The sequence below is a fragment of the Roseospira marina genome (genome assembly GCF_014197855.1).
GTDB classification, from domain to species: Bacteria; Pseudomonadota; Alphaproteobacteria; order Rhodospirillales; family Rhodospirillaceae; genus Rhodospira; species Rhodospira marina.
In genome coordinates this window covers 65,881-79,806 of sequence record NZ_JACIGJ010000008.1, presented here as the reverse complement: position 1 = coordinate 79,806, position 13,926 = coordinate 65,881, and the positions used below count along the sequence as shown (strand labels likewise).

At 67.3% G+C, this 13,926-nt stretch carries 19 protein-coding genes and 1 pseudogene; 11 read left to right on the top strand and 9 right to left on the bottom strand.

From position 1 onward, the window contains the following. Positions 1-24 precede the first annotated feature (24 nt). A complete protein-coding gene (locus GGD82_RS21125) occupies positions 25-159 on the bottom strand; it encodes a hypothetical protein (protein ID WP_260178401.1) in 135 nt (44 codons plus the stop codon). 201 nt (positions 160-360) lie between these two features. Here GGD82_RS21125 and GGD82_RS12080 point away from each other — a divergent pair, with 201 nt between their 5' ends. Continuing rightward, a complete protein-coding gene (locus GGD82_RS12080; protein WP_150062499.1) occupies positions 361-1,206 on the top strand; it encodes a LexA family protein in 846 nt (281 codons plus the stop codon). A gap of 81 nt (positions 1,207-1,287) precedes the next feature. Here GGD82_RS12080 and GGD82_RS12075 read toward each other — a convergent pair whose 3' ends face one another. Together GGD82_RS12075 and GGD82_RS12070 are read right to left on the bottom strand one after the other, a co-directional pair. After that, positions 1,288-1,629 carry a type II toxin-antitoxin system PemK/MazF family toxin gene (locus GGD82_RS12075; RefSeq protein WP_150062500.1) on the bottom strand — a complete coding sequence of 114 codons (342 nt, stop codon included), beginning with the start codon at positions 1,627-1,629 and terminating at the stop codon, positions 1,288-1,290. Next, on the bottom strand, positions 1,616-1,831 hold the full coding sequence (locus GGD82_RS12070; RefSeq protein WP_150062501.1) for a type II toxin-antitoxin system PrlF family antitoxin: 216 nt from the start codon (positions 1,829-1,831) through the stop codon (positions 1,616-1,618). The genes GGD82_RS12075 and GGD82_RS12070 overlap by 14 nt, the downstream gene beginning before the upstream one ends. A gap of 246 nt (positions 1,832-2,077) precedes the next feature. On the opposite strand from GGD82_RS12070, the gene GGD82_RS12065 reads away from it, so the two are divergent. The 10 genes from GGD82_RS12065 (at position 2,078) to GGD82_RS21585 (ending at position 7,941) form a co-directional block, all read left to right on the top strand. Beyond that, complete coding sequence (locus GGD82_RS12065; RefSeq protein ID WP_150062502.1) at positions 2,078-2,566, top strand: helix-turn-helix domain-containing protein; 489 nt, start codon at positions 2,078-2,080, stop codon at positions 2,564-2,566. Positions 2,567-2,580: 14 nt separating this feature from the next. Next, entirely contained in the window at positions 2,581-2,787 is a 207-nt protein-coding gene (locus GGD82_RS12060) for a hypothetical protein (RefSeq protein WP_150062503.1), read from the top strand. A gap of 3 nt (positions 2,788-2,790) precedes the next feature. Further along, positions 2,791-3,039 carry a hypothetical protein gene (locus tag GGD82_RS12055; RefSeq protein WP_150062504.1) on the top strand — a complete coding sequence of 83 codons (249 nt, stop codon included), beginning with the start codon at positions 2,791-2,793 and terminating at the stop codon, positions 3,037-3,039. Position 3,040: 1 nt separating this feature from the next. Then, a complete protein-coding gene (locus GGD82_RS12050) occupies positions 3,041-3,343 on the top strand; it encodes a hypothetical protein (RefSeq protein WP_150062505.1) in 303 nt (100 codons plus the stop codon). Next, the gene (locus GGD82_RS12045) at positions 3,340-3,585 is read left to right on the top strand and encodes a hypothetical protein (protein WP_150062506.1); all 246 of its coding nucleotides are present in this window, start codon (positions 3,340-3,342) and stop codon (positions 3,583-3,585) included. Before GGD82_RS12050 ends, GGD82_RS12045 begins: the two co-directional genes overlap by 4 nt. Positions 3,586-3,784: 199 nt before the next feature. After that, positions 3,785-4,786: a PD-(D/E)XK nuclease-like domain-containing protein gene (locus GGD82_RS12040; RefSeq protein ID WP_150062507.1), complete on the top strand. Its 1,002-nt coding sequence runs from the start codon at positions 3,785-3,787 to the stop codon at positions 4,784-4,786. After that, positions 4,783-5,805 carry an AAA family ATPase gene (locus tag GGD82_RS12035; protein ID WP_150062508.1) on the top strand — a complete coding sequence of 341 codons (1,023 nt, stop codon included), beginning with the start codon at positions 4,783-4,785 and terminating at the stop codon, positions 5,803-5,805. The genes GGD82_RS12040 and GGD82_RS12035 overlap by 4 nt, the downstream gene beginning before the upstream one ends. Beyond that, positions 5,805-6,758, top strand: a complete 954-nt coding sequence (locus GGD82_RS12030; RefSeq protein ID WP_150062509.1) for a phage Gp37/Gp68 family protein — start codon at positions 5,805-5,807, stop codon at positions 6,756-6,758. Before GGD82_RS12035 ends, GGD82_RS12030 begins: the two co-directional genes overlap by 1 nt. Beyond that, positions 6,755-7,060, top strand: a complete 306-nt coding sequence (locus GGD82_RS21590; protein WP_150062510.1) for a helix-turn-helix domain-containing protein — start codon at positions 6,755-6,757, stop codon at positions 7,058-7,060. Before GGD82_RS12030 ends, GGD82_RS21590 begins: the two co-directional genes overlap by 4 nt. A gap of 44 nt (positions 7,061-7,104) precedes the next feature. Next, on the top strand, positions 7,105-7,941 hold the full coding sequence (locus GGD82_RS21585) for a tyrosine-type recombinase/integrase (RefSeq protein ID WP_184013278.1): 837 nt from the start codon (positions 7,105-7,107) through the stop codon (positions 7,939-7,941). Between the two features lie 108 nt (positions 7,942-8,049). On the opposite strand, the pseudogene GGD82_RS12015 reads toward GGD82_RS21585, so the two are convergent. The 6 genes and pseudogenes from GGD82_RS12015 to GGD82_RS11990 form a co-directional block, all read right to left on the bottom strand. Next, positions 8,050-8,799, bottom strand: a pseudogene (locus tag GGD82_RS12015) (phage capsid protein); the annotation flags it as partial. Positions 8,800-8,850: 51 nt separating this feature from the next. Next, positions 8,851-9,609, bottom strand: a complete 759-nt coding sequence (locus tag GGD82_RS12010) for a capsid assembly protein (protein ID WP_246163893.1) — start codon at positions 9,607-9,609, stop codon at positions 8,851-8,853. 29 nt (positions 9,610-9,638) lie between these two features. Continuing rightward, positions 9,639-9,941: a Bbp19 family protein gene (locus tag GGD82_RS12005; protein ID WP_211364772.1), complete on the bottom strand. Its 303-nt coding sequence runs from the start codon at positions 9,939-9,941 to the stop codon at positions 9,639-9,641. Continuing rightward, positions 9,928-11,631, bottom strand: coding sequence for a portal protein (locus GGD82_RS12000; protein WP_150062512.1), 1,704 nt, complete (start codon positions 11,629-11,631; stop codon positions 9,928-9,930). The genes GGD82_RS12005 and GGD82_RS12000 overlap by 14 nt, the downstream gene beginning before the upstream one ends. Positions 11,632-11,635: 4 nt before the next feature. Next, positions 11,636-11,956 (bottom strand): hypothetical protein, encoded by a 321-nt coding sequence (locus tag GGD82_RS11995; RefSeq protein ID WP_150062513.1) that lies wholly within the window; start codon positions 11,954-11,956, stop codon positions 11,636-11,638. A gap of 318 nt (positions 11,957-12,274) precedes the next feature. Next, a complete protein-coding gene (locus GGD82_RS11990) occupies positions 12,275-13,702 on the bottom strand; it encodes an Ig-like domain-containing protein (protein ID WP_150062514.1) in 1,428 nt (475 codons plus the stop codon). Positions 13,703-13,926 lie beyond the last annotated feature (224 nt).

The window sequence follows — 13,926 nt, the reverse complement described above, 5'->3', positions numbered from 1 at the left end:
GGCGTCCGTGCGACGGTGGCGACGTCAGCCCCGGCCCGACCCGAACCGGATGACGCGGCCGATGACGTGGCCGACCAGCAACCCGGCCACGAGCCAGATCAGGAGAAGCTTTGCGATCCAGGCGACGGTGGGGAGGAGGGCGGCGAGAAGGTCGGGCATCACGCGGCCTCGTCGTTGGGGGTGGGGTCGCAACCCTCTTGCGGCCGTTCGATCCGGTCCGCAGCGTCCAGAACACCGTTCCAGGTCGCGACACGCGGACTCGTTTGCTCGGCCTTCCATCGCTGCCAAGTGGCTCTATCGACACCGACTTGACGGCAAAACTCTCCCACCGGCACTCCCGCTGCCCGGAGGCGCTGCTCTATGGCGACGATGGTTTCGACGACAGAATGTCTCATGGCCCGATCACGGTATGCGCATCTTTGCGCACCGTCAAGCGCATTATTGCCTACGGACGAAATGCGCAAAACCGCGCATCATGGCTACATGGAAACCGGGAAAATTCGTCGAAGACAGATTGCTTTTGTAAAGGCCGCCCAAGAGGCGACGGGGTTGGATACCACCAACATGGCCCGAAGGATCGGGCGTGCGCCGTCCACGCTTAACCGCTTCATCAAACCCACCGCCAGCAACTGCTTAAGCGCGCCTGTAATTGCTGCGTTGGAGCGACTTTCGGGGCTGTCGTACTCGGATTTTGATGACATGTCCCGCGAAAGAAATGCGACCCCGCTTCTGATGCCTTCGCTCGAGATACCTGTGATCGGCGAAGTACAGGCGGGGGTTTGGAAGATGGAGTTTGAAATTCCGTTAGAAGAGCGTGAGTTTGTCTCTATATCGCATCCCGGCGGACCCGACGTTCAATATTTTGGCTTACGGGTTGTCGGCGATTCTATGGATTTGGTTTATCCGCCCGGCACGGTTCTAATCTGTGTGGGGCGTATGGAGTTTTGGGACGATATCCGCCATGGCGAGCACGTAATTGTTCAACGCCGCAGTCGAGATAGCGCAGAGTGCGAATACACAGTGAAGGAGCTGCAGCGGGCACCTGACGGTGCATTCTGGCTGGTCCCCCGGAGCTCAAACCCCGCCCATCAGGCCCCTATCCGATGTGAAGGCTGGGACCACGAGCAGCCCCAAGCCGGAAATGGCGATATCGAAGTTATCGGGATCGTTGTGGGCGAGTATCGATGGCGGCATAGGCCGCAATAGGGCTGCCGGCCGAATTCATGCCCGGTGCTGTCTCGTTTACGCGCGAAGATCTGTTGGAGGAGGCCATTCGCAGCGGTCTTCTCACCTGTCCGTGACGGGCAGCCGTCCCGTGAGCATATCCCCGACAGTTTGACGATCCGCGAGGGGCAGCGCGCCAAGTCGTGTCGCCAGTGCGGTGTCGATGGTCGCGATTTTGGCGGTGCGCACCACCGATGGCACCGGCAACCCGGCTGCCCCCAGATCGCTGATGGGCACGTCACACGGCCAGGCGCGATTTGCGGCGCTGGTGATCATCAGAACCCACAACAACCCCGGTCCCTCAGCGATACGCGCCACCACCAGGGCCGGGCGATGTTCCGTGGCGGGCCGATTGGTGTACGGATAGGGCACCTTCACAACGTCCCAGGGTTCAAAGGCCGGCATAGGCCCTCCGGTCTTCATCACCATTCCATTCGGTGAAGGTCGCAAACGGATCGTCGTCGCGTGGTTGCGCGCGCTGGATTACGACGCGCCCCGTCGCTTCAATCTCATAGACGACCTCGTCACCCGGGCGCAGGCGCAACGCCTCCCGCACGGGCTGGGGAATGGTCGTCTGCGCCTTGCTGGTCAGCTTGCTGGTGATCATCGCAAAGCTCCTTCTGTCCGCCCAAAGGTAAGGATCATCCTTACCGCCGTCAACGAAGGCCTCGGTCTGCCCCGGGGCGCTAGTTTCTCCTTCGTCCGTGCGCATGCTTCGTCCGTGCGCATGCTTCGTCCGTGCGCATGCGTGCGCATTTTTGCGCTTGACGGTGCGCATAAATGCGCAGAAGCTCACTCCATCACCCGCGCCACGGCACGTTGCGGCCCCGGCGCCCTTGATGGGAGAGCCCCAATGAACCCGACCCCCACCGACACCACCACCCCAGTCCGCCGCATTGCGTCCGTCGATGGACCGGACCCGATTGACAAGCACGTCGGGGAGCGCGTCCGCCTGCGCCGCGCCATGCTGGGCATGAGCCAGGACACCATGTCCCGCGCCCTCGGCGTCAGCTTCCAGCAGGTCCAGAAGTACGAGCGCGGGACCAACCGCATCAGTGCCAGCCGGCTGTTTGACGTCGCGCGCGTCTTGAACGTCCCGATCGGGTTCTTCTTCGAGGCCATGGGCGAGGACGCCCTGTCCGCCCGCGATACCGAGGTCGGTCGGGCGGGTCTCCCTCAGCCGGTCGAGGCCAACGCCTCGCCGATCTCGACCGAGGCCATGGCCCTGCTGGCGGATTGGGGGCGGCTGCGGGAGCACCAGCAGCGCGCCATTCGCGCCGTGATCGACGCCACCCTGAGCACCACGGCGGCCACGCCGGCCGAACCGCTGGCGGCGGCGTAGGGGAGGGCGCGGCGATGGCAACTCCGTTACCCAACGCCCTGACGATCCGCCGCAACCGCGCCGGCCAGCTTGTCGTGGCCGATGGCCCGTGCGCCACCCGGTACGTTCGGGAGGACGCCATGGCCGTCTGGACGGCGCTTCGCGAAGGCCTCGTCCTCGCCGGTCTGTTCGTCGTCCTGATCCTCTGGGCGATCCTCGGCTACGCCGTGCTGGAGGGATGAGCCATGACCGCTGTCCTCGCCATCCTCCACGACGCCGGGGCTTTTGACGCGGTTCGGGCCGAACTGGAACAGCGCGCCACTCGCCCCTGCACCGACTGCCTGCGCCCGGGCGTCCTCCGCGCGCGTGCGGAAAACCTGCGCGTCCATGGTGACGCCCTGGATCGCGAACGCGCGGCCGATGCCCTGATTTCCCTCGCCACCCTCATCGAGGCCGGCGCGCTCGACCTGCGCCGGCCGAACGGAGGTGCCTGATATGCACGTCTACCAGGAGTTCATAACCATCGAAGGCGCGGCCTGTGTCGAGCTTGCGGCAAACGTCTACTACACGTTCCGCCGCGGGTTTCGGGGCGACTGCACCGACCCGCCGGAGCCGGACTCCTGCGAGGTTTCGCGGATCGAGATCGAGTGCGACGGCAAGCGATTGCCGCACGCCGTCGAAGCGTGGTTCGCCAACCGCATCGAGGCCGACGAAGAGGCGTTGCAGGCCGAACTGCTGCGCGACCATGCGGGCGGCATCGAGGACGCCGCCGATGCGCGGCGGGAGGCGGCGGCATGATCGAGGCCCACGTCGTCCACCACACCCGCCTGCCTCTGCGGCGGCTGTGCGAACTCAACGCGGCCATGAGCCTCGGCGATAGAGAGACGCTGCACGAGGTCGCCAAGGCCGCCCGCGAATGCGCGAACGGGCTGCCGCAGACGCACCCGATGCGCGGTCGCCTGCTTGCCCGGGTGCGGGATGCCGCCGGGCTCGTCCTCTCCAGCTACGGCCGGTCTCCCGGCCCGGACGGTGCGGCATGAGCGCGAGGGCGAAGCGGGCCCGGGCCAGGGATCCCGTCTACGGGTTGGCCGCGTGCGCGGGCAAGCCTCGGTACGAGAGCGGTGCGCCGGCATGGCGTGCGGCTCAGAAGGCCCGGCTGCCCATGGTCGCCTACCGGTGCCGGTGCTGCGGCGGCTGGCATGTCGGGCGGACAGATCGGTTTGAACGGAGGCCCTTGTGATGACCGCTGACACCTTCACCATCCGTCCCGACCCTGGCGGCCCGATCCGCGAGCCCGGGTTTTATCGGTTCGATGAGGACCGGTACCACGACGACCCGTGCGATGCGCCGTCTCTTTCCAGCGGCACCGCGAAGGAGCTGCTGCGGAAAAGCCCCTGGCATGCGTGGCGGGGCCACCCGCGCCTTGGGGGCGCCGATGAGAAGCGCGCTAGCCGGAACATGGACCTTGGGTCTGTCGTCCATGCGCTCATTCTGGGCGAGGGCAGCGACGTCGAGGTGATCGACGCGTCCGGCTACACGACGAAAGCCGCGAGAGAGGCCCGCGACGCGGCGCGCGATGCTGGGAAGACACCGATACTGGCCGCCGAGTGGGACCAGGCCCAGGCCATGGCCAAATGGGTGCGCCGTCAGATCGCCGAGAGCGAGGCCGCGAATTTCTTGGACCCGGTGACGGGCCAGAGCGAGGTGTCCGGATTTTGGCGCGACGGATCCGACGATGCCCCGATTTGGTGTCGAATGCGCGCCGACAGGCTGGTCGTGCCCGGCCGGATGCCGATCATCTACGACATCAAAACCCAGACGACCGCGGCCCCTGCCGAGTTCTCGCGCTCACTGTGGCGCGACAGGATGCAGGTCCAGGAGGGACTGTATCGGCGCGGCGCCCGCGCGCTGCTGGGCACCGACACCGTGCTCTTCCGCTGGATTGTGGTCGAGCGCGATCCGCCCCACGCGGTGTCCGTCGTATCCCTGGACCCGAAGGCGCAGGCCATCGCGGACCAGGACGCCGAGCGCGCGATCCAGGCATGGGAACAGTGCCTCAAGCGGGGCTGGTGGCCGGGCTATCCGCGCCTCGTCTGCCATGTCGAGGCACCCGGCTATGTCGCCAAGCAATACGACGAGAGCGACGACCCCGCAGAGGCCACTCGCGACCAGTTCGATGTCGCCTATCGCTTCCAGGCCGGTGACGCGAAAGCCGCCACCCCATGGAGTGAGGCCCGATGACATTCCACTTCCGCCCCGCTGTCCGAGAGCAGACCCCGCTCTTGATCGGCCTCGCCGGGCCGTCCGGCTCCGGCAAGACCTTTTCTGCTCTACGGCTCGCCCAGGGGATTGCTGGCGAAAAACCGATCATGTTTCTCGACACCGAGAACGGTCGCGGCCTGCACTACGCTGACATGTTCCGGTACCAATACGCCCAGCTTGAGCCGCCGTTCACGCCGGCCCGGTACATCGAGGGCATCAAGGCCGCCGTCGAGGCCGGCGCCGGCTGTGTCATCATCGACAGTTGCTCACACCTGCATGAGGGTGTCGGTGGGCTCCTGGAGATGCACGAAGCCGCGCTCGATCGCATGGCTGGGCAAAACTACCAGAAGCGGGAAGCCTGCAAGTTCTCCGCCTGGATCGAACCAAAGAAGGAACAAAGCCGGTTCGTCAACAATGTGCTTCAAGTGCGGGCACACGTCATTTTCTGCTTCCGGGCGAAGGAGAAAATGAAGATGCAGAAGAATGACCGGGGCAAGAACGAGCCGGTGTCGATTGGCTGGCAGCCCATCGCGCCGACCGGGTTCGAGTATGAAATGACGACCATGCTGGTTCTGCCACCCGGGGCCCGGGGCGTCCCTCATCTTGGCGCCGAAGCGGAGAAGATGCCGGACCAGCTGAAGCGCCTGATCGAACCCGGAGTGCAGATCGACGAGGGGCTTGGCCAGCGGCTGGCCGGCTGGGCAAATGGTGGGGCCGCCCCTCAGCAGACCCAGCCCTCCCAGCAGCCCCGCTCCGCCGCCGACCCGGCCGATTTCTGGGCGCGTCCGTCGCTGACCATCGGGGTCACGAAAGGGTTGGAGCACTGGGCAGACCGGTTCAAAGCGGCGGCAGCTGCTGCCCCCAATGCGGACGCCCTCGATCGGCTCCGGTCCGACAACGCCGACAACTTGGCGGACCTCGATCAGGCGGATCCGGTCGCCTATGACGCGCTCATGCAGGCGTTGGACGCCGAACAAGACCGGCGGAGGGCCGCGTGATGGGCGAGTACAGCAAGATCGAGTGGACCGATCACACCTGGAACCCGTGGATCGGCTGCACCAAGGTCTCGCCGGCTTGTGATCACTGCTATGCCGAGGGCGTCGGGCGCCGCCTGAGTGTGCCCTGGGGGCACGGCCAGCCGCGCCGACGGGCCGCCGAGTCCACATGGCGCCAGCCGTTCGCCTGGGATCGCAGGGCTGCGCGGGACGGTCGACGGTACCGCGTGTTCTGTGCGTCGCTGGCCGACGTGTTCGACACGGAGGTGCCGACAGAATGGCGCGACGAGGTGTTCGCCGTGATGGCGCTCACCCCGCACCTGGATTGGATCGTCGTCACCAAGCGGCCCAAGGTCGCGCGGGACTATCTGACGCGCGGTCGTGACGCGGGCAACGGCGTTCACATGCCCCCTCTCTGGCACATCGGCATGACGCAGGACGATCCCTCCTGGCCGGACACCAGGGATTGGCCGCTGCCCAACGTCACCCTGCTGGTCAGCGTCGAGAACCACGAGATGGCGGACCTGCGGATCCCGATCCTGCTCGACACGCCAGCCGCGCGGCGGGGCCTGTCCGTCGAGCCCTTGTTGGGGCCGGTGGGCCTGACGCCGTGGCTCGGGAACCTTGATTGGGTCATCTGCGGCGGGGAATCCGGCCCGTATGCCCGGCCGATGCATCCGGATTGGCCGCGCTCGCTGCGCGATCAGTGCGCGGCGGCGGGTGTGCCGTTTTTCTTCAAGCAGTGGGGGGAGTGGCGTCCGCCGCTGCATGGGGAGCCTTACGACACCAGCCGGGGGCGCATGCAGCGGACGCCAGCTTTCATCGTGGCGCACGACGGGTCTGTCCACTGCTTCCAACCCGACCACATCGTTAATGGGCGCCCCATGGTCCGCGTCGGCAAGCACACCGCCGGCCGGCTGCTGGACGACCTCGAGCACAGCGGTGGGCCGTCATGACGCCCCCGTGCATGGACGTCAAAGAGGTCGCGGAACGCCTGAAGGTCCATCCGAAGACCGTGCGCGACATGATCCGCAGAGGTGAGATCCCTGTGCTAAGTACACCCCTGAAGGCATATCGGATCGATCGGGCGACGTTTGAGGAGCTTTATGAACAATGGGCCGCCCCCGCCTCACGGAGCCAAAATACAGGCTCATCCGAAATCAGCGCGGCACCTACTACGTCACATGGACCGAGGACGGTCGCACGCGACGGGTTTCAAGTGGCACGAAGGACCGCTCAGAAGCGGACCGGTTCCTAGATCAATTCAAGGCTGGGGCCGAGGCACAGCCCGACGTTGCCACGATGGGCCAGATCTTGGCCGCATACTCCGACAGCCGGCGGGAACGGGCGTCGTATGGGTCAATCAAGGCGACATGCGGTATGCTGGCGCGTGAGTTCGGGAACCTGAAGCCGGAACACATCACGCAAAAGGCTGTCGCGCGCTTCGCAAAACAGAGGCTGGCCGCTGGGAAGAGCCATAGCACCGCCTACAACGATATGCTGTTCCTGCGGGCGTCCGTGAACTGGGCCATCAAGCAGAAGATGGTGCCCCCGTCCGCCAAACTCACGTTTGAAATGCCTGTTCGGCGATCCCCGCCGCGCGAGCGGTGGCTCACCAAGGACGAGGTTCGGCGCCTCGTTGATGGCGCCATTGCGCCGCACATCCGGCTGTTTATCGTTATCGCCGCCATGACCGGGCATCGCCGCGAGGCTATCCTTGGCTTGACGTGGGACGGCGTTGATTTCGAGCGCAGACGGATTGATTTCGGACCAGGGAATGAGCGGAAGCGTCGGGGCGTCGTTCCCATACACGACAGCCTACTACGTGAACTGAAAGCGGCGCGTGCCGTCGCGACAACGCAGTGGGTGGTTGAGTTTGGCGGGTCGCGGGTTCACGACGTCCGGCGCGGCCTGGAAGCCGCGTGCGTGCGTGCGGGAGTCGCTCGCATCACGCCCCATGTTTTCCGCCACACGGCGGCGACGTGGATGGTCATGGCGGGCACGCCGACACGAGAAGTCGCGCGCATGCTCGGCATGTCCGAGGTCATGGTAGAGCGTACCTACGGCAAGCACGCTCCGGATTATCTGGACAGCGCGGCTAGTGCCTTGGATTTTTCGAGCACCCAAGATGTTGGATAGGGATTTTTCGATGAGGTTGGGCCAAAAACTGTTTTTGGCTGGCCATAACGTGCCTGACATCCCTTTCCGTGGTCGCGGTTTTCCAGAACGTTTGCGGGGTGCCCGTTCGTTGTTCACGAAGTGTGCGGCCCGGTCGCCGTGCCACGTGATGTCCGACTGCACCTCGGCGCCGATGGCGTGGCCGATGGCGGTCTTGTGGTACCAGAAGCAGCGCCGCACGCCGCCGTCGAGGGACAGCCCAGAATGGGGCATCCACAGAGTCCCCAGCCACGTCTTGGCCTGGGTGCCGCGCCACGGCAGGTCCTCCGCGCCCACGTAGTCGGCGTTGGAGAACTCTTCGATCTGCATCAGCTCCGACCACTGCTTCCAGCCGACCACGGCGTAGCGTTCACCGTCGTCGGGCACATCGGCGGTGCCCAGCATCTCGAACGCCTCCATGATCTTGCGCAGGGTCAGGCCTGTGGTGCCGTCCTGGGCGTGATTGGTGGAGGTGTCGAGCTGGGCCAGGATCAGTTCGTCGGTCTTGCGGCCGAGCGCATAGGCACCGGCGTTCACCAACACCTGGCGCTCGTCGATGTTGGTCTTCAACTCGTCCAGGCGATCCACCCAATCGCCGGCGTAGAAGTCCTGGAGGTCGCATTCCACCGGGGTGTGGTCCAGGTTCATGACCGGCACCATGCCGTGGCGGGCCTTGGTGGACGCCGTGCCCTTGCCGACCTTCTGAAACACGGTCGTGGCGCCCTGCACATTGTCCTTCACGCGCACGGTGTTGCGCAGTTTGGAACCCATCTGCTGGAAGGCAAGGTGCACGTCGGCCTGGAAATGCTTGATGAACGACTGGTCGATGGTGATCGACATCGGCGGGTGTCCTTGTCCGGAGGGGGAGGAAACGGGCGTGCGGGGGGCGGCTCAGGCGCCGCCCGGGTACAGGCGGCGGAAGCCTTCGGCGACCCGGCGCACCACGGTCGGGTCGCGGTGCTTCCAGTAGCGGGGATCGCGCATCAGGGCCTTCAGGTCGGTTTCGTCCGTGCCGCCGCCGCCGGCCCCGCCGGCGCCCGCGCTGGGCACGAGGCCCGGTTCGCCCTCCGCCATCATGCGGGACAGCGCGAGCACGCCCTCCCGCGTCGAGGCCAGGGCCATATAGACGTCGCGCGGCAGGTGGGCCTTGCCCCAAGCCGAAAGCTGACGGCTGATCTCCGCCCAGCGGTCCTCGCCGCCGAAGTGCTCCACCAGGGTGGCCAGGTCAGTTTCGGCGCGCTGGTCCTGGCCCATGGCCTCGATCACCGGCATGACGCGCTCGACGGCGAGATCGTAGACAAGCTGGGCCTGGGCCGGCGTGAAGGCCGCATCGTGCAGGCGCCGGTTGACCTCGGGGCACACGGCGAGGCGCGGGTGGTTCACCGTGATCGTGTAGCCGTCCGGCGTATCCGGCACGCCGATGGCGCGGCGGAAGCGCAGGCGCGTCTGGTCGTCGGTGTCGCGGCCCGGGACGGGCACCAGGGTCTCGGCGTTCCGCGCCAACGCTTCGTAGGCGTCGAGCAGCGCGGCCACGTCGATTTGGCCGGTCTGCGGATCCAGGAAGGGCGCCAGAGACGCCGGCATATGCGGGGCATTGGGCGCGCGGGAGCGGGCCGCGCCGGCCGGGCCGGGCGGAAGCGGAAAGGTCATGATGTGACTCCTTGAAGATCTGGGGTCGGTTACAGGGCCGGGCTGCCGCGCCCTTCGTCGATCAGCCGGTCGAGGTGCGCGACCAGGGCGCGCTGGCCCTCCAGGTGGCGTAGGGCGGCGTCGGAGGCGTCCGGTCCCAGGTGACGGGCGAGGGTCAGGGCGTGCAGATGCGCGCGCAGGCGGCGACCGTCGTCGTGCGCGAACAGCCGCGCGCAGGCGCGGGCCAGGGCGGCGCGGTCCTCGGCGGCAAGATCCTCCGAGGTCGGCGCCGGGGTCGGAGTGGTCTCTGTCCAGGGCCACGTCTGAGCGGCGGACGAGTCAGCGGGCGACATTCGGCGGCCCTCCCGTCGGGGACGCCAGCGCGGCGCCCAGCCGCTGCGCCAACGCCGTCCAATCCGGCGGAGCAGCGGACGGTGTCGGCGGTGGCGCAGCCGGTGGGGTTGAGGCCGGCGGGTCGGGCGCGGCCGGGCGCACGGCGGCGTCCGGCACCCCCAGCGTCCGCGCCAGCCAGCGCGCGGCGCCCTCGGTGTCGACGACCCCGGCTCCGCCCTCACCCAGCCCCTGCACGGCGTTGATCCACGTCAGGGTGGTCTGGGCGTCGGCCATGCGCTGCTGTTGCGCCAGCGGGGAGGCGTGGGTCAGGTCCACCAGCCGCCCGTCGAGGCGGATCGGCGGGATCTCGCCCCGCCGCCGCAGGATCGCGAGCCCGCGCCGGATCAGGGGGGCCAGCAGCTCCGATTGCAGCCGCCCATAGGAGGCGCCGAGCACCCGGGCCATGTCCGCGGCGCGGTGCACGACCTCCGTCGCGGTCATGCCGGGGCTGTCGGGCTGGCCGAGCTTGTCCGCCAGCAAGGCATGCCGGATGCGGGCGCGCAGGCCGTCCAGCACCAGCTGCGAGACGTCGAAGTCCCCGGCCGCCCGCAGCGGCGTCAATCCGGCCGAGCCCACGGCTTTTGGGATGATGGTGCCGGGCACCAGCCGCACCGTCGCCGGGTTCAGCACGCCGTCGTCGTCGGCCTGCCAGATGCCGGTGACGGCGATGGAGGCGTTTTTCAACACCAGTTCCACCACCTTGTTGGCCGTCTTGATGTCCGGCAGCGCCTTCATGACTGGGGAGCGGCCATAGACTTCCCCCGGGGCCTTCAGCCAGCGGAAACACAGGAACGGGGAGACGGCGAAATGGCCCGTGGCCAACACGACGGGCGGCGCCGCGATCGCGTCCCCGATGTCGACCCCCACATCGGCCAACGTCCCCAAGGCGTCCCCGGCGCCGGCCAGCAGCGCGGTGTAGCCATAGCCGCGCGCGTCCGGCACGACGCATTCCAGCACGGCCACGTCGAGGTCCGGTTCCCGCGCCGCCCGGTTTTCCAGCTCCGGGGGCAGAACGGCACCCGGCCACCGCGCCCGCACCGCCGTCAGGGGCAGCCGGATGCGGCGGAATACGGTGTCCAGGCGGCCGGTCGGCCCCTCGTCCAGGGCCACGTCGCCCATGGACACGGCCGCGAACCGGAAGGCGCTGGGCTCGCCGGGTGGGGCTTCCTCGAACGCAAGGCAGGCGGTGCCCAGCGTCACGAGGTCCAGATACGCCTGATGGATCTCGACCGCGAAGTTGGAGGCGGCGAACTGCCCCCGCAGCACCTCGGCGGCGTGCTCCAGCGTCGGTGCCATGCGGGCGCGCTCGTCCTCCGTCAGGTCGGCGCCCGCCGTGAGGTCGAACCAGCGCGACCACGGCGGCGTGAGTTGCGCCAGCATGCTGGCGGCGAGCTGGTCCACGGCGTCCGGGGCGGTGCCGTCGAACAGCCGGTCCCCGCGCGCCGCGCCGGGGGTGGACCCGCCCAGGGCGGACTCCCGGCTGGGCAGCGCGTAATCGTAGCAGTCGTGCCACGCGCCCTCCCAGGATCGGCGGCGGGTCCGGGCGCGGCGGTAGCGGCGCAGCAGTTCCGTTACCGGGGCGTCGTCCGGCGCGGTGTCGGGTCCGGAGGGAGGACCGGCCGGGAGGCCGGCGGGGGCGGGATGGGACATGCTGTCAGTCTCCCAACAGGGTCTTCAGACCGGAGCCGCCGGTAAAGGACGCCGGGGCCAGCACGCCCCGGTAGGACGTGTTGACCGTGGAGCGCCAGCCGCGCGCGGATCGGGCCTCCCGCTCGCGGCGCTGGCGGTCGGCTTCGCCGGCGGCGGTGGGGGGATCCTCCGTGTCGGTGGGGTCCGGCTCTGGTGGCGGTGGAGGGGGCGGCGGGTCCGGGACCGGCTCGGGTTCGGGCTCCGGCGGGGGCGGTGGCGGCGGAGGCGGTGGTGGGGGAGGGGGCGGCGGCGTCGGGATCGAGGGCGGCGAGAACAAACCTCCCATGGGCAGGCTCCTTCCTTGGATGCGGCAATGGGCACCGACGGAAAACGGCGGACGGAGGCACGAAAAAAACCCGCTGGCGGTGGGCCGGCGGGGCTTAGGACGGGCCAAATGCCAGGCGTGAATCCGCCCGAACTCTTTGATTCAGAGCCGATTCACGGCATCGATTTGAACCACCTTGTGTCTCAAATCGATCCCGATCGGCTCTGGACACAGGTGTCCCCGTTCTATGTTTGTTCCGATGCCAGGGTAGGCGTGCCGCGCCAAGGTTTTTTTGCGCGGATCGCCGCGCGGGACTTTTTTATCGGGGACGCGGACGGGCTATGCCGCCCAGAACCCGATGCCTTCGTACTCGTACTGATCCAGGGTGGCGATCACCACATCCCGTTCGTCCGCGCTGGCGGTGAAGAAGTGGCCGCCGTTGGCGGTGTTGTGGAAGCGGTAGATGGGATCGCCGCCCTCCGATCCGTCGGCGTCGGCCGCGAAGCCGACCTCTTCGTAGCGGTACGATGGCAGGGACGAGAGGACATAATCCCGTTCCCCGGCATCCGCGGTGAAGAAATGGCCCTGGCTGGCGGGGTTGTAGAACCGATAGATCGGATCGAGCCCGTTGCGGCCGGCCTCGCTGGCGTCGTGGGCGCTGAAGCCGACGCGCTCATAGTGGTACGTGGCCAGATTGTCGATGACGGTGTCCCGCTCGGCGGCGTTCGCGGTGAAGAAATGGCCGCCGGACGTCGCGTTGAAGAACCGGAAAATTTCGGTCGTGCCCGCCGGGGCGTCGTTGGGACTGACCGTCACGGCGACGGTGGCCTGATCCGTGCCGCCGCGCCCATCCGAGACCGTGTAGTCGAACGACAGCGCGCCGCTGAAACCCTCGGTCAGGGATAGGTACACGCCCCCATCGGCGCCGATCCGGACCGCGCCGCCGCTGCTTGGTTGGCTGATGGCGCTGACGGTCAGGGTGTCGCCATTGGCGTCCTGGTCGTTGGCGAGGACGTCCACCGCGACCACGGACTGCCAGACGGTGGCGAGGCTGTCGTCGTTGGCCACGGGCGCCGTGTTCGCACCACCGCCGATGATATCGCGGTCGTTCGCCGCCATCGCGTCGAGCAGCCAGTAGGCGTGCGCGCCCACCGACGTGGCGGCGATCCCGGTGGAGACGACGCCGATGACGTACGGCCCGTCGCCATAGTCGTAGTAGATCGGCCCACCCGAGTTCCCCGGGTTCAGCTCCAGGTCCTCTTGAACGTAGAAAACGCCGTCCACGGGACTGCGCGTCACGGTGCCGTCGTCGTACATCATCCGAGACCCGTACACGCCCGGGTGCCCCAGAACGCCGACCGCTCCGCCCGCGAAATCGGTGTCCACGCCCATCCAGCCGTATTGATCGCCGATCGGGTCGGCCAGCGAGATCAGCGCCATGTCGTATTCCGACCCGGCGAACGTCGCGGCGTTGAAATCGCCCGGCGGCAGTAAACCGTCCCCGTCAGGATCGAACTGCGGAAAGTACTGGAAGGAAAGATTGTCGAAATAGACGTTGTTGCCGTCATTCGGGTTAAAGGACGGATAGACGCGAACCGAATCGGGAGTCCCTCCGTCCGAAAGGCTGTACAAAACGTGCGACGCGGTGAGCACGTCGTTGCGCCCAACCAGAACGCCGGAGCCGGTATAGGTTGTGCGGCCCCATGTGGCCTCAATGTATACGACGCTGGTCCCGGGATAGATGTCGTCGTCGGCTTGGAACGTCATGGCCTCGCCTCCGGAGGTGGTGGGGCGGTGGTGGTCCCCGCGCCGTGCTCGGCCGAGCCCCCCACGTTTCCTATGATGCCACCGGTTTTGGGGCTGAAAAAGGGCCCCCGTGTGTCGGGCTTGGTCGCGACGATCGTTTAGCGCAGCTTAACGACACATCAAGAGATTCGGCTTGTCACACGGCGACAATGGGTTTCTCATTTCCTCCGAACAGAACAAAAGAC